Origin of the sequence: Clostridium estertheticum, from assembly GCF_011065935.2 — a bacterium.
GTDB classification, from domain to species: Bacteria; Bacillota; Clostridia; order Clostridiales; family Clostridiaceae; genus Clostridium_AD; species Clostridium_AD estertheticum_A.
The window spans coordinates 3252176-3277412 of sequence record NZ_JAAMNH020000001.1 but is presented as its reverse complement, the minus strand read 5'-3'; the positions used below and the strand labels follow the sequence as shown (position 1 = coordinate 3277412).

The following is a 25237-nucleotide window of genomic DNA, read 5'->3' as shown; positions in this document are numbered from 1 at the left end:
TTATTCCTTGGGTACATGAAAACTACTAAAACTCCTCTGTTTCTAATTTAAAACCCTCTATTACAATATCCTCATCAATTTCAATAAGCAGACATCTTCTACCATCACTGTTTTTTACCTGCCTAACTGAATTTAGATCCTTGGGCGTTATAGTAATATTTGCAATTTCGCTAGTAATCTTAATGGATTTTGAATTGAATTCAGGTACAATATTGTTAATCTTAAAATCATATTTTATACCACAAGTTTCAACGAAGGCAGTATCTATATCAGATATAATTTCTGCTCCACAATTATTTAGGATATTTTTAATATCCGCAATTCCGAGAGTTGGGTCTTCACCTTCTTCAACTTGCTCAGCTAATTCGTGTATATTTACATAAATATCTTGCATAAGTTCAGGTTTGATTTTATCACCGATTATGGATTTTAATATATCACCAAAGCAATTCTTCTCGTCTTCAGCAGTAAATTTAAAATCACAGTTAAGAACCTTTTCAATGAAAGTTGCGTTTAATTCTTTTGGTTTTGAAGCGTAATATAAAATTTTGTTAATATCTGAATACCCATTAGTAAGACTAGGGAACATGAAGCCCTCCAAGGGAGCATTTAGATTAATGACTGAATCTAAGGCTGAATTTGCTTTAAATTCCTTATCGGTATAATCAAATTTTAAAGTTCTTTTTGGAATATCTATTTTATTTATACTTGAAAGAATGAAATTAAAGGCTTGTACCGCATCATCAATGCTTTCATCCGCCTCCAAATTTCTATGGCTAGAACCTAGCCAATATTCAGCTTTAATAAAAGTAACCACCACATCAGTTTCATATTTATAATTAGCTGTAATTTTTTTTATAAGCTCATTAAGTGAGCTTTGAATTTCGTTTTTGACACTTGCTTTTAAGGCATTACCTAGAATTTTTTGAGTATGATTTTCTTCTTCTAAATTCTGAAAATCTAGATCGAAAATTTTAGTATCTATAGCCCCTGTAAGTACTTTCTTAAAATTACCTAGAAATAATTCTTTTTTGTCCATGTCCATTCTATCAAAAGAATCAAATTCTGAATAAATGACTGGCTCATAATCAATTTGCACATTATCTTTTTTTAGATAAACACTATAAATTTCCTGGATTTTCATCATACCACTATCTAATTTAAATTCTTTTCTTATGTCTGCAAGCTCTTTTTTATTCATCATAAAACCTCTTTTCATTGTTATTTTCTTTTATATGCTAAAATTATAACACAAAATTATGGAATTAAATTATAAAGTTTCCTATACTGATTAATAATAACTATTGACAAAGTATCATTAGCATGTTATATTATAAATATAAGAAGCGCAACTTATCGTATATTTAGTAAAATCTTTAAACAAAACTTGATACCCCCAACAAATTGAAAAATAAGAGAGTGGGGTGAGGTCATAAAAATATATAAAAACTATAAGTAAACTAAGAATTCAATGATGATTGCCATTGCAATCGGCTAAGAAGCCATTAAGGTAATTACTTAGTAATACATAAGATAGCTTTACCGTAATAATTTAAGTTTGTAACAAAATACTGATTTAATGATTAAAATAAAAAACGGAAATATAGTTTAAGGAGAAAAAATATTGTTAAATATATTAGAAAAAAATAGAAGTTAGAATCTAATTCGCTCAGAATTAAGTATTCTAACTTCTATTTATGTTGTTATAAAATTTTAATAATTTTCAGTAAACCAACATATTAATTTTTTAGCTATGCTTATACTATCAGGGGTCAAAGGCATTTCAGTAGAACTATACCAATTAGCATGACCAATTTCTTTTCCATCTACTTGTATTTCTCCGCTTGCATATTCTGCTATAAATCCGATCATAAGGGAATTAGGAAATGGCCAAGGTTGATTCCCAAAATATTTTATGTTTTTTACAGTAATCCCAGTTTCCTCGAAAACCTCGCGAACAACACACTCCTCAAAGGTCTCACCAACTTCTACAAAGCCAGCAACTACACTATATAAATCTTTAGCAGATTGATTATTATGTGCTAGAAGCAATTTTCCATCCCGGACAACTGCCACAATTATGGCCGGAGAAATTCTAGGGTAATTTACGAGTTCACATTTGGGACATTTTTTAGCTCTTTCACCCTCTACATTTTGAGCTAATGTGCCACATCTGCCACAATATTTATGATCATTATTAAAGTTTACTAATTGAACAGCTCTCCCGCCTATCCAAAACATGTCTTCGGATAACTGGTGAGTTAATGCCTTAAGTGAACTGAAATACATATTGGTTGGTATAGCAGCGTCATTGTTTAATTCTCCATAAAAGCAATTTTGTCCATCTATAGATCCAAGATATTGAGTATTAGTTAATTCTAAATTTTCTAAATCTTGAATAGCGGGTATTACAGCCTTATTGTCTTCAGATTTAACTAATAACTCACCCTTATAAAATAAAAAATAAATATCCTTATTTGTTTTAGGGAAAATTACATCTACTGATGGTATAAAATTCGTCATATTGTCTTCGTTACGCATTAGTATCTTATCTCCAATCTACAATCACATATTTGAAAAGCCTAATTAATAGGCAATTAGTGCTCATTTAATTATTTATCAATGTTATATTATTATATCACATACTCTAATTGTTTAATATTCTAGATTTTAATCAAATTTCAAACATATTGTTAGAATTTATAGTTCTAGTTATTTACATTACATATTAGTTTGTGTAGAAAGCACCTGACTTAGTAGACTAATTTATAAGGTATTGTGAAAAAAAGTCGAATTTTACATTTCGGGGTTCTTTTACAATTATATATATGTTAAAATTATATATATGTTAAAGGTTATAACAGGTTGAATTGTTGATGAGTTAAAATTAAAATGCTCATATTTTTATAAAGTTATATATAGGTAACAAAATTATAGAGTATGTGTAATTTTAAAAGCCACTTTTGTGGATATCAAGGAGGTATTATTATGGATATTAAAGAATTACCTAGTATGCCCTACTGTAGTCTAGGTATTATGGCATTAGAGAGTAGTTCAGAACTTGGATATAGAATTAATGAACTTTTAATGGAAAAACGTAGTAAAAACGATAATGGCTCTATGAATTACGACTTAGGTAAAGAAAAATCTTTTCTTATAAATATGACCGATACTCGATTTTCAAATGGCGAAGGCAAGATTATTATAGAAGATAGTGTTAGAGGTAAAGACATATTCATATTAGCCGATGTAGGAAATTATAGTTGTACCTATACAATGTATGGTTTTGAGAACCACAAAAGTCCAGATGATCATTTTCAAGATATAAAGAGGGTTTTGTCAGCTTTAGGTGGAAAGGCAAGAAGAATAACAGTAATAATGCCATTACTATATGCAAGCAGGCAGCATAGACGAAAACGTAGAGAATCTCTTGATTGCGCCATTGCACTTCAAGAATTAGAAAGATTAGGGGTTAATGATATTATAACCTTTGATGTTCACGATCCAAACGTTCAAAATGCAATACCACTGATATCTTTTGATAATTTATATCCAACTTACGAAATAGTGAAAACGATTTTAAAAGAGGAACCCGAACTATTAATAGATAAGGCAAAGGTGCTCGTGATAAGTCCAGATACAGGTGCAATGGATAGAGCTGTTTATTATTCTAGTGTGATTGGTCTTGACATAGGACTTTTCTACAAAAGGAGAGACCATTCAAAAGTAGTAAATGGTAAAAATCCAATAGTGCAACATGAATATATGGGAAGAGAAGTAGAAGGACAGGACGTATTGATAGTTGATGACATGATAGCTTCTGGAGAATCAATATTCGATATAGTATTAGAATTAAAAAAACGTAAAGCAAAAAGAATATTTGTTACAGCAACTTTTGCATTATTTACTGAAGGTATTGAAAAATTTAATAAATTTTATGAAGAGGGTTTAATTGAAAGAATATATTCAACAAATTTAACCTATATTCCTAAAGAGGTTAAAGAGGCTAAATGGTTCCGTGAAGTTGATATGTCTGGATTTATTGCCAGTATAATAAACAACCTGAATTATGATAAATCTATAGCGCCGCTACTTGATGCCACTAAAGGTATAAAAGACTTATTAAATAAAACAACGGTGTAAGTAAATCTAACTTGCAAACTTAAAAATAAAATACATATAAAAGACTACTATAATAAAAGAATAAATCAAGTTTTATTATAATAGTCTTTATTAATATTGGAATTATAACACTAGCCCTTAATTTTCTGTAATGAAATTTTCTTTTTTAGAACATAGGATATTACAATAAGTCCTACTAAAAGTGCTAAAGACACATAGAAACTAGAAGATCTAATATCCGTTGCTTTATCTCCGATATTTACAAAAATAAATATACCAGGTATTATACCTAAAAGTGTAGCTAAAGCAAAGTCTTTAAACTTTACCCCTGAAAAGCCTGCTGCATAGCTAATTATATCAAAGGGAAAAAGGGGGATTAATCTAAGTATGAACACCAGTAAAAAGCCACTATTTTTAATGGAGTTTTCTAAATTTGATAAGTCCTTTTTTATGAATTTGTTAAATACCTTATGACCTAATGTACTAGCTAGAAAAAAAGAAAGCGTGCCTCCTAAAATAGCCCCAATCATTGTGTAAATAAAGCCACCCATCATTCCAAAACACATACCGCCTGCAATTGCAAGAATTGAATCTGGAAAAAGTGTAAGGGGTACAAAAGTAAATAAAATTATATAGATTACAGGTGAGAACATCCCATAAGAATCTATAAAAGCTTTCATATTTTCGGGGGTGCACTGACGTAGAGTTTCAATATTGCAAAAGGCACACATAACAATTGAAACAATTATTAAAAGGGATATTACCTTGAAAATATTCATGATTTTTTTGCTCATAAAAACCTCCTTTTAGCAATCTTGCATAGCTAAAAATTATTCAATCTGTTTTAGATGCTAATATAGGAACAATTCCAATTTCAATTGTTATTGTAATTACTACTACTAATAATAATAATAATAACATATATTTAAGACACCAAAGTGGATTTATTACTTAAGCTATTATTAGCCCTATTTATTATATAATAAAGTAATGTGTATATCTAATAGATAATTCATATAGAACATAGAGCAACTATAGAAATATCAAATAGATGATATCAGTCTGTGTTGTAAAACTAATTGTGTATATGTACTTAGTCATCAAAATCATAAATTTAACATGTATAATATAAAAATAGAATAAATATATTGAATTGCGTGAAAATATTAGGTGAAAATATTAATATAAAAAAGTGACATATGGCATTTTTTTATATTAATATTTTTGGTATAATGATTAATGTATAATTAAATAACAATAGGTTATTATTCAATTTACTATATTTTTCACTATATTTTTCAAACTAAATATAATTATAAGGAGGTTTCGATATGATACCAACAGCACATATTGAAGTAAAAAACGAGGGGATTATTGCAAAAACAGTATTAATGCCGGGAGATCCATTACGTGCCCAATTTATTGCAGAAACATTTTTAGAAAATGTTGAAAAATTTAATAATGTCCGTAATGTATTTGGATACACGGGTACATATAAAGGGCGTAGGATTTCTGTAATGGCTAGTGGGATGGGTATGCCTAGTATTGGTATCTACTCCTATGAACTGTATAATTTTTATGGGGTAGAAAATATTATAAGAATTGGGTCATGTGGTGCTTATACTGCTGATTTAAACTTATATGATGTAATACTTACCACTGACGCTTGGAGTGAATCCACTTACGCAAAAGTTCAAAGTGGATGCAAAGATGATATAATTGCTGCATCGCTTACGCTAAATATTAAGTTGGAGAAAATTGCAGAGGATTTAGGAATTAAAGTTCATAAGCATAGAGTTCACTCATCTGATGTATTTTATCGCGAAAATTTTGATGAGTATAAAGATATTTATGAAACTCATGGTTGTACTTCAGTAGAAATGGAATCATTTGCGCTATTCCATAATGCAAATGTATTGGGTAAGAAGGCAGCTTGTTTATTAACGGTTTCAGATAATTTAGTAACTCATGAATTAACTACCTCTGAAGAAAGACAAGAAGCCTTTACTAATATGATGAAAATAGCTTTAGAGATGGCTGAATAATAAGAAGAATACCAAGAGTGCCATCCACGTGGCAAGTTTGAGTGATAACAGTAATAAAAAGTATTTAATTAGTTTACGTATAATTTTTTTAGTCGAAATTTTAAAGACTCTATTTGTAGCTGAAAAAGAAAAAATTAACAAGTATATTTAAGATTACATTGGTTATCATAATAGTGTAGAGTACAAAACAACTGAGCCAAAGCATACATATTCATTTAATGAATATGTATGCCAGCCAAAGTTACAATATAAATTATTTATTATATTAATTTGTATTGTAATAGCGGGCGATTCTATACGGTTGGGAAAAGCCATAATATAGTCGATATTGTATAACATTTATTATATTATAGTTCCAACCTATCGTATAAAGTCAAGCGAAGATTATATTGAGTGTTGTAATGAGTGTATACAGCCGAGAGGTTCTATATAGTTGTGTAGATATTTTATATGGTCGAACGAACCATCATCAGTGGTAGTGATTTGTTTAATTAAGGTCGAAAGATGTTAACTATATAATAAATTATCTATGTTGGTGCAAGGTAAGTTGTTTTGTACTCTCATATTAAAAAATAACAATCCATTAAAGTAATAAATATAAAAAAAGAAATTTAACATTTAAGGAGTAGCAATTATTGCTACTCTTTTTTTAATTTGATATTATAATAATAAGGATATTATAATTCTAAATAGATAAAAGAGTATATATAATATCTTATTGAGAAAGTAATTAAGTTATTAATAATCTAAGGGTTAATGAGCGAATCATTATTAAGTGTGGTCGAATATAGTTTTAATGTAATGAATTTAAAAACTTTAGACGCATATACAGAAGAAAAAAATTTTAAATCCATAAAACTTCTAGAGGGTTGCAAAGTACCCCCATCTTAGTTTTATTATCCTAAGATTGAGGGTGCTTTTGCAATGTCCATTTTTAGGTTTAAGTTCATAAGTGGCGGACTTTGAATAAACGAATATTTAAAATTATATGTGACTATCTATAAAAGATAAGTGCAATTAAAGAGGAGATAATGGCACTGCATGGAATAGTTAAAACCCAGGCAACTAATATTGTCTTAGCAAGGCTCCATCTAACGGCTGAAAGTCTTTTACAAGACCCTACACCCATTATTGAACTAGTTATTACGTGAGTGGTACTTACTGGTGCACCTAATGCGGTAGCCACTTGAATAGTAAGTGCAGCTGCAGTTTCAGCGGCAAAACCATCTATTGGCTCTAATTTTATCATATTAACGCCCATGGTTTTTATAATCTTCCAACCACCCGACATTGTACCTAATGACATTGCTAATGCACAAGCAATTTTTACCCACAATGGGATAGCAAAGGTTTTTGCATCTAGAAATCCACCTGCAATTAACGCCATAGTTATAACACCCATAGATTTTTGAGCATCATTTGCACCGTGACTATATGACATTAAAGCAGCAGAAGCAATTTGTAATTTTTTAAATAATCCATTAACTTTTTTATGTGTTGCTTTATGGAATAACCATGTAAGTAAAAACATAAATAAAAATCCAAATACAAGACCTAATATTGGTGAAGATATAAGGGGCACTATTATTTTCTTAAAAAATCCAGCCCAATTTACAACAGAAAGATCAAATTTATGTGAAGTTATGGAAGCACCTAAAAGTCCACCAATAAGTGCATGAGAAGAAGAACTAGGTATAGCTAAATACCAAGTAATTAGGTTCCAAATAATAGCACCTACTAAAGCTATAGCTACAATTTCGGGAGTAGCTATACCATTGTTAATTATTCCTGTTCCTATAGTTTTTGCAACTTCGGTATGTAACAAAGCGCCCACAAAATTCAGAACCGCAGCCATTCCCAATGCTTGCATAGGGGTAAGTACTTTAGTACCAATTGATGTAGCTATGGAATTAGCTGTGTCGTGGAATCCATTTATAAAATCAAAGCCAAGCGCTAATATTATAACAAGAACTATAATTGTAGAACTAAGCATATTTCATTACAACTCCTCGTATTTCATTTGCAAGTTTTTCACAAGCATCAATACTATCTTCTAAATGATGGTATAAATCTTTTAATTTCATTACAGATAGAAGATCTGCAGGGTTTTCAAAAAGATTTCTCATGGCTTTTCTATATATCATATCAGCTTCATTTTCTAAGGTGTTTACGTCGATAATTTTTTCTACTAATAAATTGCTTTTACTAAGATGTTTTAATTCTGAAATTACCATAACAAGGTCAGTGGTAACTGCAACAAGTTTGTCAATAAGTTCAACAGCTTCTGGTGTAACAGAAGTAAGATTATACATGTAGAATAGATGAGCTGTTGATTCAATCCCATCAGTAATATTGTCTATTCCCTTCGTTATATTAAATATATCTTCCCTGTCTAGTGGAGTAATAAACATTTTCTTAGTATATTCAATTAATTCATGAGTTACTAAGTCTCCTTCATGTTCAAGTTTTACTAGTCTATCCAATCTTACCTCTGGATTATCAAGCTCACTTATTAGTAATTTTAGCTCTTTTGCTGAAGTACTAAAAATTTCAGCCCCCTTTGAGAAAAGTTCGAAAAATACATTGTCTTTTGGTTTAAAATTAAACATTCCGTTCCTCCTTTAATGAATAAAATTATGTTTTCCAAGAGAATTACTAATATAGAATTAACAAATAAAATATGTATTAAAACGTACAAGCCTAATTATATGATATTACTTAACAAAGTACAATAATAATAATACTATGTTCTAAAAAAATACTAAGCTTTGAATTTGCTATTAAAATAAAATAACAAGTCATTTATACTATTTGACTTGTTATTTTATTTCAGATTCCTAAGTTAGTTCCCATTAGTTTCAAAGATAAACTGATGTAATTTGTCGATGGTAGCCCTTTTGTCCCAAACTAAAACTGCTGCTCCATTAATAACTTCATCATGATATAGGCCTTCATAAGGAACTCTGGATTGATCTATTGTTGTTATTCTGTGAATTAATACATATTTAGAAAGTTCCATTATATCATTGGGAGTTAGACTTGTTTCAACATACTTGGATAAAGTGTCTATAACCCCTGGGATTTCAGTTATGTTTTTATATATAAGTTTATCAAATAAAGTAGTAAAGACAGTTCTTTGTCTACTAGTTCTTTCAAAATCACTATTTCCAACATAACGTATTCTTGAATAACCAACGGCTTGCATTCCACTAAGAATTTGAGTACCAGAATTTGTTACAAGTGGTGGTTTTATTCCTTCAAATTCTGCCATTTCTTTAATATAATAATTTGCCCAGAAAATCTCGTCGGTTTTAACATTAATAGAAATACCACCCAAGTAATCTATGATTTTTGCAAATCCGTATAAATCAACTTGTACATAATCTGTTATGTTCATATTATAATTTTGATTAACTGTCTTTAGAGTAAATAGTGCACCTCCAAAGGCATATGCATTAGTAAGCTTTTGGGAAGAATGTCCATCCATTTTAACATAAGAGTCTCTCATAATAGATGTAAGCTTTAACTTATTCTGTTTCTCATCTATAGTCAAAATCATAATGGTGTCAGAACGACCTCGCTCTAAGATAGGATTTCTTGAATCTTTGCCAAGAATAAGTATATTAGTAATTTTTGAAGTAAGCTTAACGTCTTTATTAGAACTTGTACCAACATTATTAGGAGAAGGCGATACATCAGTTACTTTAGGTGTCATAAGTGGACTAATTCCTAATTGTATTGGATCCTTAGAGATGATTACAGTTTTTATATTTGATAATTTACTTTTAATATATAAATAAGATACACCTGCAGTAATGCTACCCAATGCTATAAGCGACAGTAATACAATGACTATAAATTTTCTCATTTTAATAAATTTATCTATTTTCTTCATAAATATCTTCCTTTCTTTAATATATAAACGTTATTAATTAATATCTATTATACAGCATTTAACACCAATAATATATAACAATTATATAAAAAAAAGAATTTATGCATTTTTTTGTTAAATAGGGCGAAATTCTTTAAAGTATATAATACTGCAGGATCACTTGGAAATGAGGAAAAAATTTATTATTGATAAGACGAAAAAATTCATATTATCCCTCCTTATTACTAAGATTAAATGAGCATATTAAAATAGTGGAAATTTTATTTTTTTGATTACATAAAAACACATAAAACCGCATAAATAATGATATTAATAGTAGATTTAGTAAAATTATTCGGTTATAATGAATATCACAATCAATTATATTGTAGCGGAACTTCAATGTGAAATACTACCATAATTCTATTTACTGCATATTTTTTTACTTCTATACGAAGTTCTACAGAAGTCTTCAAACAGCAGCAGGAATATTTTAAAAAAGTTTAATAGGTTATTTTTAAGCTTTAGCTTTTTATGTAATAATTGAAATATGTGCATAATTTGTATCAAGATTTTTTTGTGCAATTGCATTAATAAAAACAAACTTTATTGGGTTTTTAGAAGATGCTATAATTTCTTTTTTTACAGTAAATATATTTTATGTAATAATGTTTTATAAAACTACTGTATTTAAGGAATTAGTAGCATACTATGAAAAAATTGTGAGGTTAATAAGAAATAGATAATAAGAAAGGATGTTTGTGAATATCCAAACAATAATGGTGTTTTAATGGTAAGTATTTCAAAAAGATTAATTAAAGATTTTCAAATGCTTTCAAATATAAATAAAATGGGGAAAGTATACGAAGGTATTTATATTGATGAAAAAATCAAAATTCCATATGTAAACAAACCTGGCATAGCATTAACATTTGATGATGGCTTTAGAATAGATCATTGGTACAATTATGGGTTAGGGAAAGCTAATGATAAGAATATTTTTGGTTACTATGATGTAAAAGCAACATTTAATATAAACGCTTTTCATGAATACGAAAATAGATTTTATAATCAAGAAGAAATTGACCACATGTTGGAATTACAACATAATGGACATGAGATAGCTAATCATGGTTATAAACATGAAAATGCACTAGAGTACACAGAAAAATATGGACAGGCAAGATGGGTTGAAGATGAGGTCTTAGCATTAAATCATTGGATGAATAAGCAAGAACATTCTATTACTAAAGAGAAATTTAAGGAGCCAGTTAGTTTTGTTTATCCATTTAGTTTATATAGTGACAGTACTACAAATGCTATAGTACCTAATTACTTTAAAATTTGTAGAGGTGATATGTTTCAATCAAATTTATTAGGACTTACATCTTTTGAGTGTGAAGGAGTAGTTCCAGCTATATGTATAGATTATATAAATTTACCACACACAATGTTTATAAAATTCGCACTCAAACTAGCAAAAAAAACAGGAAAGAATTTAATAATAATGTGTCACTCAATTTTACCAAAAGAAAAAGCTTGGAGTGACTATAATTGGAGTGAAGAGTCAGCACAAGCTGGGAAATATAGGATTTCACCTAAAAGCCTCTTTTATGTCATAAACCAAGCAAAAAAAATAGATCTAGAATTTTATACACTAGCAGAAATTGCTGGAGTAGCAACCTTTATAGATAGTAACTTTGAAAGAGAAGTACGAAAAATTTTAAATTTAAATCCTAAAAATAAGTGGATACCAATTAACAAATTAATAAATATAAAAAAACTTGATTTAGCAGGCAAGAACATCTCAAATATTGGAGGCATAGAATATTTCTTAGAATTGCAAGAATTGAATTTAGCAAACAATAATGTGAGCGATACTAGATTGTTATCAAAGCTCAAAGCGCTGAAAAAAGTTAATTTAATAAACAACAATCTAGATGTGAGCATAATAAGCAATATAGATAAATGTGTTGAAATTATGATTTAACGACATTTCAGAAGGAATGATGATGTTTACGGCCCTAGGCAAGATTCTACTGGAGAAGGTGGAGTAATATCTATATTTTGTGAAAAAGTATAATAAATATTAGTCCCTACATTTTTGTGATGGAAAACAATTGAGAGATTTTATATATGTTAAGGAAAATAAAAGAAACTATTAAACATTTCAAATAAGGAGGGATAAAAGTGAATACTTCAAATAAACTCGTATTTTTTAATATATTTCATTTTTTGACTGACGTCCTCAGTCTAATGTTAGCCTATTGCATCTCATATATCATAACATCTCAATTTCTACCAATTAATAGTATCCAAGATTACTTATGGGTAGTTATTATATATATTCCAATATGGACATTTATAATGGGTGTAAATGGAATGTATGATACAACAACCTTTACTTATTATGATAGAATATTTAAATATATCTTATTTTCTACATTATTTTCGTCATTGCTAGTAGCTTTGCTTAGGAGCTCAATAAAGGAAACAATGTATAATGGATTATTATTTTTCTTTTTTTTCTTAATTTCACTTATTGTCATGCTTATTGAAAGATATACCCTTTTATATGTTTTAAAAAATCCTAACAATAAGCATATAAAACAAGTGATGTTTGTAGGTGCTCCAAGTATGTACGAAAAATTCAATCATTTTATAGAGAAAACTAATATTAAGATTCACGTATCTAGTTGTCTTTCTATAGGCGAAAATATAGATTTAGACAAAAATAAGTTAAAAGAAGATGTGGCTAATTTTCAAGAAAGCCTTAAGCAACATGTAATAGATGAAATCTATTTTGCTATACCCATAAGAAATTTTAATGAAATTAAAGAGTATATATTAGTATGTAATGAGATGGGTATTACTTCAAGGATCTTATTAGAATTATCAGACATGACGCTTTCCAGAGTTCATGTTGCAAGTTTAGGAACATTCCCTATGCTTACCGTACACTCTATTTCATTAAATAATCTGCAATTATATTTAAAAAGGATTATGGATATAATTGGTGCTTCAGTTGGACTAATATTGAGTAGTTTAATATGGATTGTAGCAGCGGTAGCTATAAAACTTGATTCCCCAGGACCAGTTATTTATTATCAAAATAGAGTTGGAATGAATGGTCGAATATTCAAACTATATAAATTTCGTTCAATGTATATAGATGCTGATGAAAGAAAAAAAGAACTGGCTTCTCAAAATGAAATGAGTGGAGATTTGATGTTTAAATTAAAAAATGACCCCAGGGTAACAAAGGTTGGGAAATTTTTGCGAAAAGCAAGCATAGACGAGTTTCCACAATTTTTAAATGTACTAAAAGGTGATATGAGTTTAGTAGGTACAAGACCACCCACAGTAGATGAAGTAAGACATTATAAGAGTTATCATAGGCGTAGAATAAGTATAAAACCTGGTATTACAGGTATGTGGCAAGTAAGTGGAAGAAACGCTATAACTAATTTTGATGAAGTAGTTACTCTTGATACTAAATATATTGATCAGTGGTCAGTGTGGTTAGACTTGAAAATAATTATGAAGACTGTTTTTGTGGTTTTTGCCAAAAGAGGAGCGTCATAGAATAAATAAGATAAAATGTAAATTTAATAGTAAAAGAGCTGTCTCTAATGAAATTAAAATTATTATTGTATAATTTTAAATAAAGTGTAAAATAACTTGTCTTTATTCTTTTGATATGGAGGAATTTTATTTATGAAAGGTATTATATTAGCTGGCGGATCGGGTACTAGATTATATCCAGTTACAAAAGCACTATCCAAGCAAATAGTGCCCATATATGACAAACCAATGATTTATTATCCTATGTCTGTTTTAATGTTAGCTGGGATACGAGAAATATTAATAATTTCAACACCCAGAGATTTACCAAGCTTTGTGGAGCTATTTGCAGATGGAAGTGAATTGGGGCTAAAAATAGAATATGCAGTTCAAGAAGCACCAAAGGGACTCGCTGAGGCGTTTATAATTGGAGAAAAATTCATTGGTGGAGATAAGGTAGCCATGATACTTGGAGATAACTTATTTTGGGGACAAAGCTTTACCCAAAATCTTAGTAAAGCTGCAGCTTTGGATAAGGGCGCTGTTATCTTTGGATACTATGTTCAAAATCCCAATTCTTATGGTGTGGTGGAGTTTGATAAAGATGGTAAGGCACTAAGCCTAGAAGAGAAACCCGAAAACCCAAAATCAAAATATGCTATTCCAGGACTATATTTTTATGATAACACTGTTGTAGAAAAAGCTAAAAATTTAAAACCCTCCAAGCGGGGAGAACTTGAAATTACGGATTTAAATATAGGTTATATGAATGAAGGAACCCTTAAGGTGGAGCTACTTGGTAGAGGAATGGCTTGGCTTGATACGGGGACACATGCGACCATGCTTAAGGCTTCAAATTTTGTAGAGGCGGTGCAGAGCACTCAAGGTACATATATAGCATGTCTAGAAGAGATTTCCTATATAAAGGGTTGGATAACTAAAGTAAAACTTGAACAATTAGCACAACCATTTTTGAAATCTGGATATGGGAATTATCTAATGAATATTGCCGTAGAATATGAAGAATTAAATATAGAAACATTAAAAGAAGTAGCTGCAACAAAACATTTAGTACTAGGGGGAGTGAAATGAAGACTTACTTAATAACAGGTGGTGCAGGGTTCATAGGGGCTAACTTTCTTCACTATATCTTAAAAAGATATTCTGATATTAGAATAGTAAACTTGGACAAACTAACTTACTCAGGAAATTTGGAAAATCTTAAAGAAATTGAAGACAACCCAAATTACACTTTTATTCAGGGAGATATATGTGATAAGGAATTAGTAGAAAAGTTATTCAAGGATTACAATATTAACTATGTTGTAAACTTTGCAGCAGAATCACATGTGGATAGAAGCATAAAAGATCCGGAAGTTTTTGTTCAAACAAATATACTTGGAACAGTAAATCTTTTAAATTGTGCTAAAAATTTTTGGTACACTGAAGGTGGTTTTAAGGAGGGAGTTAAATTCCTTCAAGTTTCAACGGATGAGGTATATGGCTCACTAGGAGAGAAAGGTTATTTTATAGAAGGAACACCAATTGATTCACACAGCCCATATGCCGCATCGAAAGCAGGCAGCGACTTAATGGTTAAAGCCTACTTTGATACTTATAAAATGCCAATGAATATAACTAGATGCTCAAACAACTATGGACCTTATCAATTTCCTGAAAAGCTTATACCTCTTTTAATAAACAATTGTGTGCATCACAAGGATTTACCGGTATACGGAGATGGTCTAAATATTAGAGACTGGCTGTATGTTGAAGATCATTGTAAGGCAATTGACATGGTGCTTCAAGACGGAAGAATCGGGGAAGTCTATAATGTTGGTGGGCATAATGAAAGAACTAATATAGAAATAGTTAATAGTATTATTTCATATTTAAATGAAAAAGTAGACAAGGAAATAACAAAATCATTAATTAAATATGTAGAAGATAGAAAAGGTCATGATAGAAGATATGGAATAGATCCTAGTAAGATAAAAGAAGAGTTAGGCTGGTATCCTGAAACAACTTTTGAAGTAGGTATAAAAAATACTATTCAATGGTATCTGGATAATCAGCAATGGATGAAAAATGTTACAAATGGAGATTATCAAAAATACTATGAGAATATGTACGAAGGGGTATAAGTAGTATAATGGGGAAATTTAACTTTATGGAAACTACAATAAAAGATTTATTTATAATAGAGCCTACAGTTTTTGGAGACAGCAGAGGCTATTTCATGGAAACTTATAACTATGGTGAGTTTAAAGAAGCTGGGCTTGATATGGTATTTGTTCAAGATAACCAATCTAAGTCTAAAAAGGGAGTGCTTAGAGGACTTCACTTCCAAAGAGAGTATCCTCAAGGAAAGCTTGTGAGAGTTCTAAGAGGCGAAGTCTTTGATGTAGCTGTGGATTTAAGGAAGCACTCTGAAACCTATGGTAAATGGCAGGGAGTAATGCTTACGGAGGAAAATAAGAGGCAGTTTTATGTTCCAGAGGGCTTTGCCCATGGATTTCTTGTAATTTCTGATGAGGCAGAATTTGTTTATAAATGTACAAACCTCTACAAACCGGAGTTAGAAGGTCAAATTGCTTGGAATGATGAAGAAATTGGAATAGAATGGCCAATAAACGGTATAAAGGAAGTTTTGCTTTCAGAAAAGGATAAAAGTGCATCATCTTTTAAAAATAATAGAGTTGAACTTTAAATATTATAGGGGGAATTTGGATGGATAGTAAGGATAGTGGGGATAGTAATATGACATTAGACATGAGAAAATATAAAAATATTATAAAAAGAGGAAAATGGATTATAATACTCATTACATTATTATCAACTATAGCAGGGGTTAAGTTTAGTATTAATCCAGGAGAAGTTAATTATTTTACTGATGAAACTATTATTATTGGTCAGGAAAATGATGCTACTAATAATCAAAATCTAATTAAAACATATATTGAAATTGCGAAATCTAACTCAGTGGCTGAAAAAGCTAGTGCGAAATTGAATGGAGCAGTATCGCCTATAGAAATAGAAAATGCTATTACTATTAATATACAACTCAACACGTCTATATTAAAAATAACAACTTCGACACCTGATAAAAAGCAGACTTTAGATATTATAAATGCAGTTTCTGACTCATTTATAGAAGAATCTCATAGAATTTATCCAAATGGAAAAACTCAAATAATGGATTATGCTAAAGAGCCTCAAGCCACAGCTAATAAATTTAACATACGTAATACGGGGATATCATTTTTAATAGGATTAATTGCTTCTATGTCTATTTTACTTTTAATGAATTATATGGATACAACTATAAAAAACGAAGACAACATGGAACAGGAGTTAGGACTCCCAGTAATAGGAAATATACAAAAGTATAAAGTAGACCAGTGAAATTAATATTTAGAGATGATTGGAGTGTTATATATGGACTTAGGGAAAGTAATAAGTATAAAAAACCCAAAATCACCAATTTCAGAAGCTTATAGAAATTTAAAAAACAATGTTCAGCTATTATCTCTTGAAAAAGAGTTGAAAATCATTATGATAGCAAGTGCAGGGTCTAATGAAGGAAGAACTATAACTGCTTCAAATCTGGCTGCTGTTATGGCTGAAAGTGGTAAAAAAACGATTCTAATTGATTGTGATTCAAGAAAACCAAACTTACATAATATGTTTGGGGTTTCAAACGAAAGTGGACTATCAAATATTCTATTAGGGCAAGTAAAGTTTGATGAAGCAGAATGGGTCACCAAACAAGAAAATATGTATGTACTTACAGCCGGAATTAAAACAATAAACCAGGCTGAACTTTTGAGCTCAGATAAGCTAAATAAATTTTTGCAAGGGTTAAAAGAAAGTTTTGATTATATTATAATTGATACACCCCCGGTAACACTTGCAGGGGATGCGAAAATAATATCAAAATATGCAGATGCTTGTGTATATGTAGTTGGAATAGGGGAAGTTGATAAAAAGGTTGTTATGAAAGGAAAAGAAATATTAGATAGTGTAGGTGCTACTTTTTTAGGGGTGGTTTTTAATAAAACAGATTTAAATACAAAAAGATTTTTTAAAAATTATTATGGAAAAGTAAACAAATAGACTAAAGTGGGGGCGAAGCGTGGTAAATGTATTTATTATAGGCTCAAAAGGAATACCTGCAAAATATGGTGGATTCGAAACTTTTGTGGATAAGCTGACTTTTTACAAAAAAAACAATAATATAAAATATCATGTTGCATGTCTAAGTGACAATGATGATGAATTTGAACATAATGGGGCAAGATGTTTTAATGTAAAAGGAAAAAACATTGGAAGTGCTAAGGCACTACTATATGATATAGATGCATTGAAAAAGTGTGAAGTATATATAAAAGATAATAATTTATCTAATTGTATAATATACATTTTAGCTTGTAGAATAGGACCATATTTAGCAGTCTGTAAGAAAAGACTCGCAAAGCTAGGTATAGTGGTTTATGTAAATCCTGATGGACATGAGTGGAAGCGAACTAAATGGAATAAAGCAATAAAAGCATACTGGAAATATTCTGAAAGACTAATGATAAAGTACTCGGATCTAATAATATGTGATTCTATTGGTATTGAGGAGTATATTAAATCTGATTACAAACAATTTAAACCTAAGACTACTTTTATAGCTTATGGAGCAGATGTGGAAAAATCTAAATTAGATGGTAATGATGAAATGCTTGTTAAATGGTTAATGGAAAATAATATCGAGAAAAAACAGTATTCACTAATAGTAGGAAGATTTGTACCAGAAAATAATTATGAAGTTATGATAAGAGAATATATGAAATCTTCAACTGAAAAACCACTAGTTATAATCACTAATGTGGAGAAAAACAAATTTTTTGAGGAATTATTAATAAACACAAAATTTAATGGGGACACGCGAATAAAATTTGTTGGAACTGTTTACCATGAGCAATTGTTAAAAAAAATCAGAGAAGAAGCCTACTGTTATTTACACGGACATGAAGTGGGAGGAACAAATCCATCACTGCTAGAGGCATTATCTTCAACCTCCCTTAATCTTTTACTAGACGTAAACTTTAATAAAGAGGTGGGGAAAAATGGAGCCCTTTATTTTAACAAAAATTCAGGAGATTTGAGCAAATTAATTGATGAAGTTGATAACTATAACAACGATGATATAGTTGGATTTTCATTAAAGGCGAAAGCAAGAATTATAAAACACTATTCTTGGGACAAGATAGTTAAAAAATATGAAGAATTATTTTAATTAGGTAGGGGTGATTTATGAGAGTTTTAGCTGTAAATAAATTTTATTATATAAAAGGTGGAAGTGAAACTTATTACTTTGGGTTAAAAGCTGCCTTGGAGAAAAATGGGCATACTGTAATACCATTTTCTATGAAGGATGAAAAAAATTTTAAAACTGAGTACCAGAAATATTTTATAAATAACATTGAATATATGAATAACAGTATTATAAGAAAAATAATAAATGCAGGTAAAATCATCTATAATTTTAACGCCAAAAAAAATATTAGCAGACTTATAAAAGATGCATTGCCTGACATTGCACATTTACATATATTTCAGCATCAATTAAGTCCATCTATTTTATATCCACTAAAGAAGAATAATATTCCAGTAGTATATACTGTACACGATTTGAAATCAGTTTGTTTGAATTATAAAATGTTCAATAGTAAGGGGATATGTGAGGAGTGCAAAGGTAAAAAATATTATAAATGCGCTGTAAATAATTGTGTCAAGGACTCTAAAGTGTTTAGTTTAGTAAATGTGATAGAAGGATATTTGCATGAATTATTAAAGAGTTATGAAATAATTGATATGTTTATTACTCCTAGTAATTTTTATAAAGAAAAGTTAATTGAGTTTGGGATGCCTAAGGAAAAAGTAGTTCACATTCCTAATTTTATAAATGCACTGGAATTTGAACCTAAATACGAATATGAGGATTATTTTGTTTATATAGGTAGATTGTCAGAAGAAAAAGGTATATTAACATTAATAAAAGCCATGAAAAAGGTGAATAAATCAAAATTAATTATTGTTGGAACAGGACCACTAGATAAGGCACTTAAAGATTATGTAGAAAAAAATGAAATGAAAAATGTTGAATTTGCAGGCTTTAAAAGCGGGCTTGAGCTTAAAGAGTTAATACGTAATAGTAGATTTATGGTGATACCATCAGAATGGTATGAAAATGGACCTATGTCAATGCTTGAATGTATGGCTTACGGAAAAGCTATAGTGGGAGCAGATATTGCGGGAATACCAGAGATGCTTATATATGACAATGGAGTAAAATTTGAAAGCGGGAATGAAATAGATCTAACTAAGAAAATAATGGAATTATTAGAGGATGACGCAAAATGTGTTTTAATGGGTAAGAACGGCAGAAGTGCAGTTGAAGAAAACTATGATAGGAGCACTCATTTAAATGCAATACAAAAGGTATATAATGATTTAATTTAAGGAGCTATTATGAAAAAAATATTATTTGTATCTAATAATCAGTTTGGATATCTTATTGATACACTAAAGTATTGTGAATACTTAGGTGAACTATATGAAATTCAAATAGTTTGCGTAGACAATGGACTACCTAAAATAGAAAATCAAAACATAGTAGTTCATTACATCCAGAATGATAATAAATATACTAAAAGAATTAAATTTGCTAAAATTACAAAAGGCATTGCGGCGCATTTTAATCCGAATCTTATATTTGTTGATTACTTTGTAGGTTGTAGCACTATTAAATTGTATTTAGGAAACAAATATACTTATAATTTAGATATAAGAACTGGTGCCATAAGTAAAAATAAAATAGTAAGAAAAACAAAGAATTTAATTCTTAAATTAGAAGCCTACTTATTCTCTAATGTTTCAATTATATCAAAGCATCTACAAAAGCATTTGAAAATTAATAGTTTAAAAGTTCATAAACTACCACTGGGTGCTGATAAAAATATATTTGAAAAAAGTGCGGATATGCAATATGAGGATGAAAAGTTAAAGCTAATATATGTAGGTACGCTTTATGAAAGAAAAATCGAACAAACTATACTGGGAATAAGCATTTTTATGAGCAAATATAGGGACAGTGCTGCTAATATAACATATGACATTATTGGTTATAGCAAAAATTCAGAGGATGAAAAAATAATTGAAAAATATATTGTGGATTTAAATTTAGAGGATGTTGTAGTGAATCATGGCAAATTAGAATATACGAAGGCCATGGGGTTTGTTTCTAAAGCGGATATTGGGATATCATATATTCCAATTACGGAATATTTCAACTTTCAACCACCAACAAAGACCTTTGAATATTTACTTTCAGGTCTGCCTTGTATTGCTACAAATACCTTTGAAAACGCACAAATAATTAATACTACTAATGGAATACTTATTGCTGACACACCGGAAGGCTTTTGTGAGGGCTTAAATGATATAATAACTAAATTTGAAGGTTATAACAAAGGGAAAATAGTTAATTCAGTGAGCACGTTTACTTGGGAAAACATTATATTAAACAATTTGAATCCCTATCTAAAAAGTATAATTAAATAGATTGAATGTACATACGAATTTCATAAAAAGGTAGGAGATACTATGAATCTTAAAGTAGAGAAAAGATTACAAGGCTTCATTATTTCATTATATATATTGATTTTTATAGCTAATATATTTTTGGGAAATGATATATTATTGAAATTTAATATTATAGTTGTGGCCATGTTTTTTATGATTTTTTTAATGAAAAGTAATAAAGTATTATTAATTACAACAGTTATACTCGCAATATTTAATGGGTTTTTAATACAAGAGTTACATTTTCCTTCTTCAATACAATACTCCGTTGATATATTGACGGTCTTTATATTTATAAAAATTATATATTCTATCTTTCAACATAAAAGAAAGATAAATAATTCCATGTTAAAATATATAGTATTAATTTTTGTGTTGCAGCTAATTGCACTTTTAATAAATAATTACTCTACCTTACCCTTTATTTGGGGGATTAGAAATTTGTATAGATTCTTTATTATATTTGTAGGTTTTCAGTATTTAGATATTGAGCTTGACTATAGAAACGTAATAACATTTTTCAAGTATTTTATTATGATGCAATTAGGAGTTATAATTTTTCAACATTTTAAAGAGGTAGACTTTGATAACATTTCTGGTTTTTTTGGTATTAAAGGCACTGGAATAACGCTAATATTTTTAATGTTTATTTGCTCTTTTTGGATATCTAACTATGTTCATAAAAAAATAAAAATAAGTGGAATACTTATTTTTTTAGTCATAATTTTTGCTCAATTTATTTTAGGATCAGTTAAAGCTTCATTTTTTTATATACCAATCCTATTATATATTATGATTATTTTATCAGTAATTACTAATGGAAATTATAAAGTGTTATTAAAAAAGGTTATTCTATTTAGTATTATAATTGTTGGTTTGGTAATGGTTTCTACCACCTTATACCTTAAAGTCTTTTCTGATTTTTCAAGTGCTGAAAATTTATATAGTAAAGATTATTTAAAGTCAATATTAGTCTCTGGTTCTTATAATTCTGATGGAAATACAATTAATAGGCTCAGTGGGATAGGGACAATTAATGATTTAGTACTTAAAGACTATGCAAAAAAAATAATTGGAGTTGGACTTGGTAATGCATCACCAAACAAATATGAAAGTTTACAAGGTGATTATTTTAAAAAGTACTCTCAATTAAATTATAATTGGTTTTTCATTCCCTACTATGTGCTTGAAAATGGATTCTTGGGACTAGGTATATTTCTATTAATCTTTATTATTATGCTATTTAAAAGTTTTAAAATTTATAATCAAGTTAAAAAAGAAGAAGAAAAACTATTAGTTTTTGCGTATATTGGTTGTGTAATTACCGTATTATTGACGCTAATATATAATTCGGCTCTTTATACAGTTCAAATTGGATATTTTTTTTGGGCTATATCTGGTCTACTAATAAAATTTGAAAATAAATATAAATACGTTAAATCAGTGTGATTTAGAAGGGGACGTTACTAAGTTAAAATGAGGGAGAAATAATGAAAGCTAGACGGAGTTTTTATAATATGACATTCGGTTTTATAAGTCAGATAGTGACAATTGCTTTTGGTATACTTATACCAAGGCTTTTTATATTAAAACTTGGCTCGGAAGCAAATGGATTTATGGCATCTATAGGTCAAATATTTGTTTATATGAGTATTTTGGAAGCAGGTGTGGGTACAGCTACTATCCAGGCACTTTATAAACCTTTGTCCTTAGATGATAAATATAGTATAAATAGTATATTGTCAGCAACATCAAAATATTATAAAAAAACAGGAAGATTTTATTTATTAGCTGTTCTTACTATGTCAATAGTGTATTCCGTTTGTATTAAATCTGAAATTAATAATGTATCTGTATTTTTAGTAATATTGTTGACTGGTATGGTTGGTGTGATAAATTTCTTTTTTCAAGCTAAATTTAAATTGCTTTTAACAGCGGAAGGAAAAGGATACATTGTAACAAATATAGGCATAATTATAAACATACTTACTAATATTACAAAAATAACTTTATTAATGCTTGGGTATAATATTATATTAATTCAATTAGCATATTTTATAATTAATGTATTACAGATGATTTTGATTTCACTTTATATAAAGAAAAAATATAAGTGGATAAATTTAAATGTAAAGCCAAACTATTCTGCTATATCACAGAAAAATTCGGTGTTAATACATGAGATATCAACTATGATTTTTAATAATACGGATGTATTTATATTAACTATATTTTGTGGATTGAAAGTGGTTAGTATTTATGTAATGTATAATCTAGTATTTCAGATGATAAATAATTTTATTAACAATATAAACTCAGCTGCTGTATTTACACTTGGCTCTACTTATTATGAAAATAGAAACAAATTTTTAAGTTTATACGATGCATATGAATTGTATTATATGGCAACAGTATTCGCTTTATATTCTATAACGTATATATTAGTATTGCCATTTATGAAACTTTATACAGCAGGAATTACAGATATAAATTACATTGATTCATGGCTACCTATCCTCTTTGTGACATTAAATTTGATGTCTTTTGCAAGAATTCCTGGAGTTAATGCAATAAGTGTAGCAGGGCATTTTAAAAAAACACAAAATAGAACGATTCTTGAGGCGGCAATTAATATTGTTGTATCACTTATATGCGTAAATAAATTTGGAATATATGGGGTTTTAATAGGAACTATTATTGCTCTACTATACAGAACAAATGATATAATAATTTATACAAGTAGACGGATTCTTAAAAGGAGTTCATTAATTACGTATAAAAGGTGGCTTGTAAATATTGTTTTATTTCTAAGTATAGTTGTTACATCAAATAAATTAAATATAGCGCCTAATTCATATATTAAATTTGCAAAAACAGGATTTATTTTATTAATTATTATATTTCCTATATTTTTTATAGTTGTATCTGTTTTTGAAATTAAATCATTTAAATATGCTTTAGGCTTTGTAAAAAAGTATTTAAATATTTTTACTAACAAATTTAAGTAAGAGCCATCACTATCTATATAACAAAAAAAAATCGTGATATCATTCATTTGTCGGGAACAAACCTAAGCATCCCGTAGCAATCATTGTGTAGGATATTTTAGTGATAAGTACACGTAGGTAGGGGATTGAAATAATGAAGGGATAGTCAGTTTTGTAGGGAGATGCAAAATGCCAATAATTAGTATAATTGTAACTGTTTATAAAGTAGAAAAATACATTAATAAATGCATAGATAGCATTTTAGCTCAAACATTTAATGATTTCGAATTAATCCTAGTATCTTATATAAGAATGCAATAGACTGTTCAGCAGGAATTTCAATATGCAGATATAATGAAGTAACAGAAGGTTGCGTAGAAAATTATGAATTAACCAATAATTATACTGTTTTTAATAATGAAGACGCTTTTAATTCGTTGTTTAATAATAAATATTTTGCTAGCCATGCATGTGACAAATTATATAAGAAAGATTTATTTGAAGATATTAGATACCCTGTTGGAAAGTTATATGAAGATATGTTCACAACATATAGATTATTTGAAAAAGCATATTGTGTAGTATTTACAGATTATATTGGATACAATTACCTTCAACGGATTGATAGTATAGTTCAAAGTGAATTTACAATTGAGAAATTAGATTACATAGATTCCTTCGACGGAATTTTTAATGTCGCAGTACAAAAATATCCTAAATCTATAAAATCAATAAACATAGCGTATGTATCAGCAAATATTACTATGCTGAGATCAATGTATAAATCTTGCTATTTAGATATAATTAATAAATCTAAGATTCAAAATAATGTTCGACGAAAATTGATGTGTTTCTGCAGAAGTTTAAATGTATCAATGAAAGCTAAAATAATTGCAATACTTGTAGCTATAGATTATCGATTGTATGGGTTTTTAGTTATAATAAAACAAAATTTAAGTAACAAATAAGAAATTAGTAAGCGTTAAATAGCGTACACATTAAGTTAATGTGTG

General features: G+C 28.9%; 22 protein-coding genes. 16 read left to right on the top strand and 6 right to left on the bottom strand.

Translation table 11 applies throughout. From position 1 onward, the window contains the following. Window positions 1-25: 25 nt before the first annotated feature. Window positions 26-1201, bottom strand: coding sequence for a DUF4317 family protein (locus G9F72_RS15560; protein WP_164955563.1), 1176 nt, complete (start codon window positions 1199-1201; stop codon window positions 26-28). Between the two features lie 512 nt (window positions 1202-1713). Continuing rightward, window positions 1714-2541, bottom strand: coding sequence for an NAD(+) diphosphatase (gene nudC, locus G9F72_RS15555; RefSeq protein ID WP_224676141.1), 828 nt, complete (start codon window positions 2539-2541; stop codon window positions 1714-1716). A 447-nt stretch (window positions 2542-2988) separates the two neighbouring features. On the opposite strand from nudC, the gene G9F72_RS15550 reads away from it, so the two are divergent. Next, a complete protein-coding gene (locus G9F72_RS15550; protein ID WP_224676140.1) occupies window positions 2989-4143 on the top strand; it encodes a ribose-phosphate pyrophosphokinase in 1155 nt (384 codons plus the stop codon). A 110-nt stretch (window positions 4144-4253) separates the two neighbouring features. Here the strand turns inward: G9F72_RS15550 and G9F72_RS15545 are convergent, their stop codons facing one another. Next, window positions 4254-4916: a TVP38/TMEM64 family protein gene (locus tag G9F72_RS15545; RefSeq protein WP_164955562.1), complete on the bottom strand. Its 663-nt coding sequence runs from the start codon at window positions 4914-4916 to the stop codon at window positions 4254-4256. A gap of 537 nt (window positions 4917-5453) precedes the next feature. Here G9F72_RS15545 and deoD point away from each other — a divergent pair. Next, window positions 5454-6167: a purine-nucleoside phosphorylase gene (gene deoD, locus G9F72_RS15540; RefSeq protein ID WP_164955561.1), complete on the top strand. Its 714-nt coding sequence runs from the start codon at window positions 5454-5456 to the stop codon at window positions 6165-6167. 994 nt (window positions 6168-7161) lie between these two features. Here deoD and G9F72_RS15535 read toward each other — a convergent pair. The 3 genes from G9F72_RS15535 to G9F72_RS15525 form a co-directional block, all read right to left on the bottom strand. Next, window positions 7162-8160 (bottom strand): inorganic phosphate transporter, encoded by a 999-nt coding sequence (locus G9F72_RS15535; RefSeq protein WP_164955560.1) that lies wholly within the window; start codon window positions 8158-8160, stop codon window positions 7162-7164. Further along, complete coding sequence (locus tag G9F72_RS15530) at window positions 8153-8776, bottom strand: DUF47 domain-containing protein (RefSeq protein ID WP_164955559.1); 624 nt, start codon at window positions 8774-8776, stop codon at window positions 8153-8155. The genes G9F72_RS15535 and G9F72_RS15530 overlap by 8 nt, the downstream gene beginning before the upstream one ends. Window positions 8777-9009: 233 nt before the next feature. Further along, window positions 9010-10062: an LCP family protein gene (locus G9F72_RS15525; protein WP_164955558.1), complete on the bottom strand. Its 1053-nt coding sequence runs from the start codon at window positions 10060-10062 to the stop codon at window positions 9010-9012. Between the two features lie 769 nt (window positions 10063-10831). Between G9F72_RS15525 and G9F72_RS15520 the strand changes: the two genes are divergently transcribed. The 14 genes from G9F72_RS15520 to G9F72_RS15455 all read left to right on the top strand — a co-directional run bounded on the left by G9F72_RS15520 (window position 10832) and on the right by G9F72_RS15455 (window position 25192). Next, window positions 10832-12031 carry a polysaccharide deacetylase family protein gene (locus tag G9F72_RS15520; RefSeq protein WP_164955557.1) on the top strand — a complete coding sequence of 400 codons (1200 nt, stop codon included), beginning with the start codon at window positions 10832-10834 and terminating at the stop codon, window positions 12029-12031. A gap of 200 nt (window positions 12032-12231) precedes the next feature. Beyond that, window positions 12232-13626, top strand: a complete 1395-nt coding sequence (locus G9F72_RS15515; RefSeq protein ID WP_164955556.1) for a sugar transferase — start codon at window positions 12232-12234, stop codon at window positions 13624-13626. 132 nt (window positions 13627-13758) lie between these two features. Continuing rightward, window positions 13759-14697, top strand: a complete 939-nt coding sequence (gene rfbA / locus G9F72_RS15510) for a glucose-1-phosphate thymidylyltransferase RfbA (RefSeq protein ID WP_164955555.1) — start codon at window positions 13759-13761, stop codon at window positions 14695-14697. Next, window positions 14694-15749, top strand: coding sequence for a dTDP-glucose 4,6-dehydratase (gene rfbB / locus G9F72_RS15505; protein WP_164955554.1), 1056 nt, complete (start codon window positions 14694-14696; stop codon window positions 15747-15749). The genes rfbA and rfbB overlap by 4 nt, the downstream gene beginning before the upstream one ends. 8 nt (window positions 15750-15757) lie before the next feature. After that, window positions 15758-16315 carry a dTDP-4-dehydrorhamnose 3,5-epimerase gene (gene rfbC / locus G9F72_RS15500; protein WP_164955553.1) on the top strand — a complete coding sequence of 186 codons (558 nt, stop codon included), beginning with the start codon at window positions 15758-15760 and terminating at the stop codon, window positions 16313-16315. Window positions 16316-16335: 20 nt separating this feature from the next. Next, window positions 16336-17010, top strand: a complete 675-nt coding sequence (locus G9F72_RS15495) for a YveK family protein (protein ID WP_164955552.1) — start codon at window positions 16336-16338, stop codon at window positions 17008-17010. Between the two features lie 33 nt (window positions 17011-17043). After that, window positions 17044-17721 (top strand): CpsD/CapB family tyrosine-protein kinase, encoded by a 678-nt coding sequence (locus G9F72_RS15490; RefSeq protein WP_164955551.1) that lies wholly within the window; start codon window positions 17044-17046, stop codon window positions 17719-17721. A 19-nt stretch (window positions 17722-17740) separates the two neighbouring features. After that, on the top strand, window positions 17741-18889 hold the full coding sequence (gene cps2T, locus G9F72_RS15485; RefSeq protein ID WP_164955550.1) for a beta 1-4 rhamnosyltransferase Cps2T: 1149 nt from the start codon (window positions 17741-17743) through the stop codon (window positions 18887-18889). Window positions 18890-18906: 17 nt separating this feature from the next. Next, window positions 18907-20115 carry a glycosyltransferase family 4 protein gene (locus G9F72_RS15480; RefSeq protein WP_164955549.1) on the top strand — a complete coding sequence of 403 codons (1209 nt, stop codon included), beginning with the start codon at window positions 18907-18909 and terminating at the stop codon, window positions 20113-20115. 9 nt (window positions 20116-20124) lie between these two features. Further along, on the top strand, window positions 20125-21216 hold the full coding sequence (locus G9F72_RS15475; protein WP_164955548.1) for a glycosyltransferase: 1092 nt from the start codon (window positions 20125-20127) through the stop codon (window positions 21214-21216). 42 nt (window positions 21217-21258) lie between these two features. Continuing rightward, window positions 21259-22686: a hypothetical protein gene (locus G9F72_RS15470; protein WP_164955547.1), complete on the top strand. Its 1428-nt coding sequence runs from the start codon at window positions 21259-21261 to the stop codon at window positions 22684-22686. A gap of 41 nt (window positions 22687-22727) precedes the next feature. Further along, window positions 22728-24245, top strand: coding sequence for a sugar isomerase (locus tag G9F72_RS15465; protein ID WP_164955546.1), 1518 nt, complete (start codon window positions 22728-22730; stop codon window positions 24243-24245). Window positions 24246-24413: 168 nt separating this feature from the next. Then, complete coding sequence (locus G9F72_RS15460) at window positions 24414-24545, top strand: glycosyltransferase (protein ID WP_202054818.1); 132 nt, start codon at window positions 24414-24416, stop codon at window positions 24543-24545. A gap of 116 nt (window positions 24546-24661) precedes the next feature. After that, window positions 24662-25192: a hypothetical protein gene (locus tag G9F72_RS15455; protein ID WP_164955545.1), complete on the top strand. Its 531-nt coding sequence runs from the start codon at window positions 24662-24664 to the stop codon at window positions 25190-25192. Window positions 25193-25237: the final 45 nt, after the last annotated feature.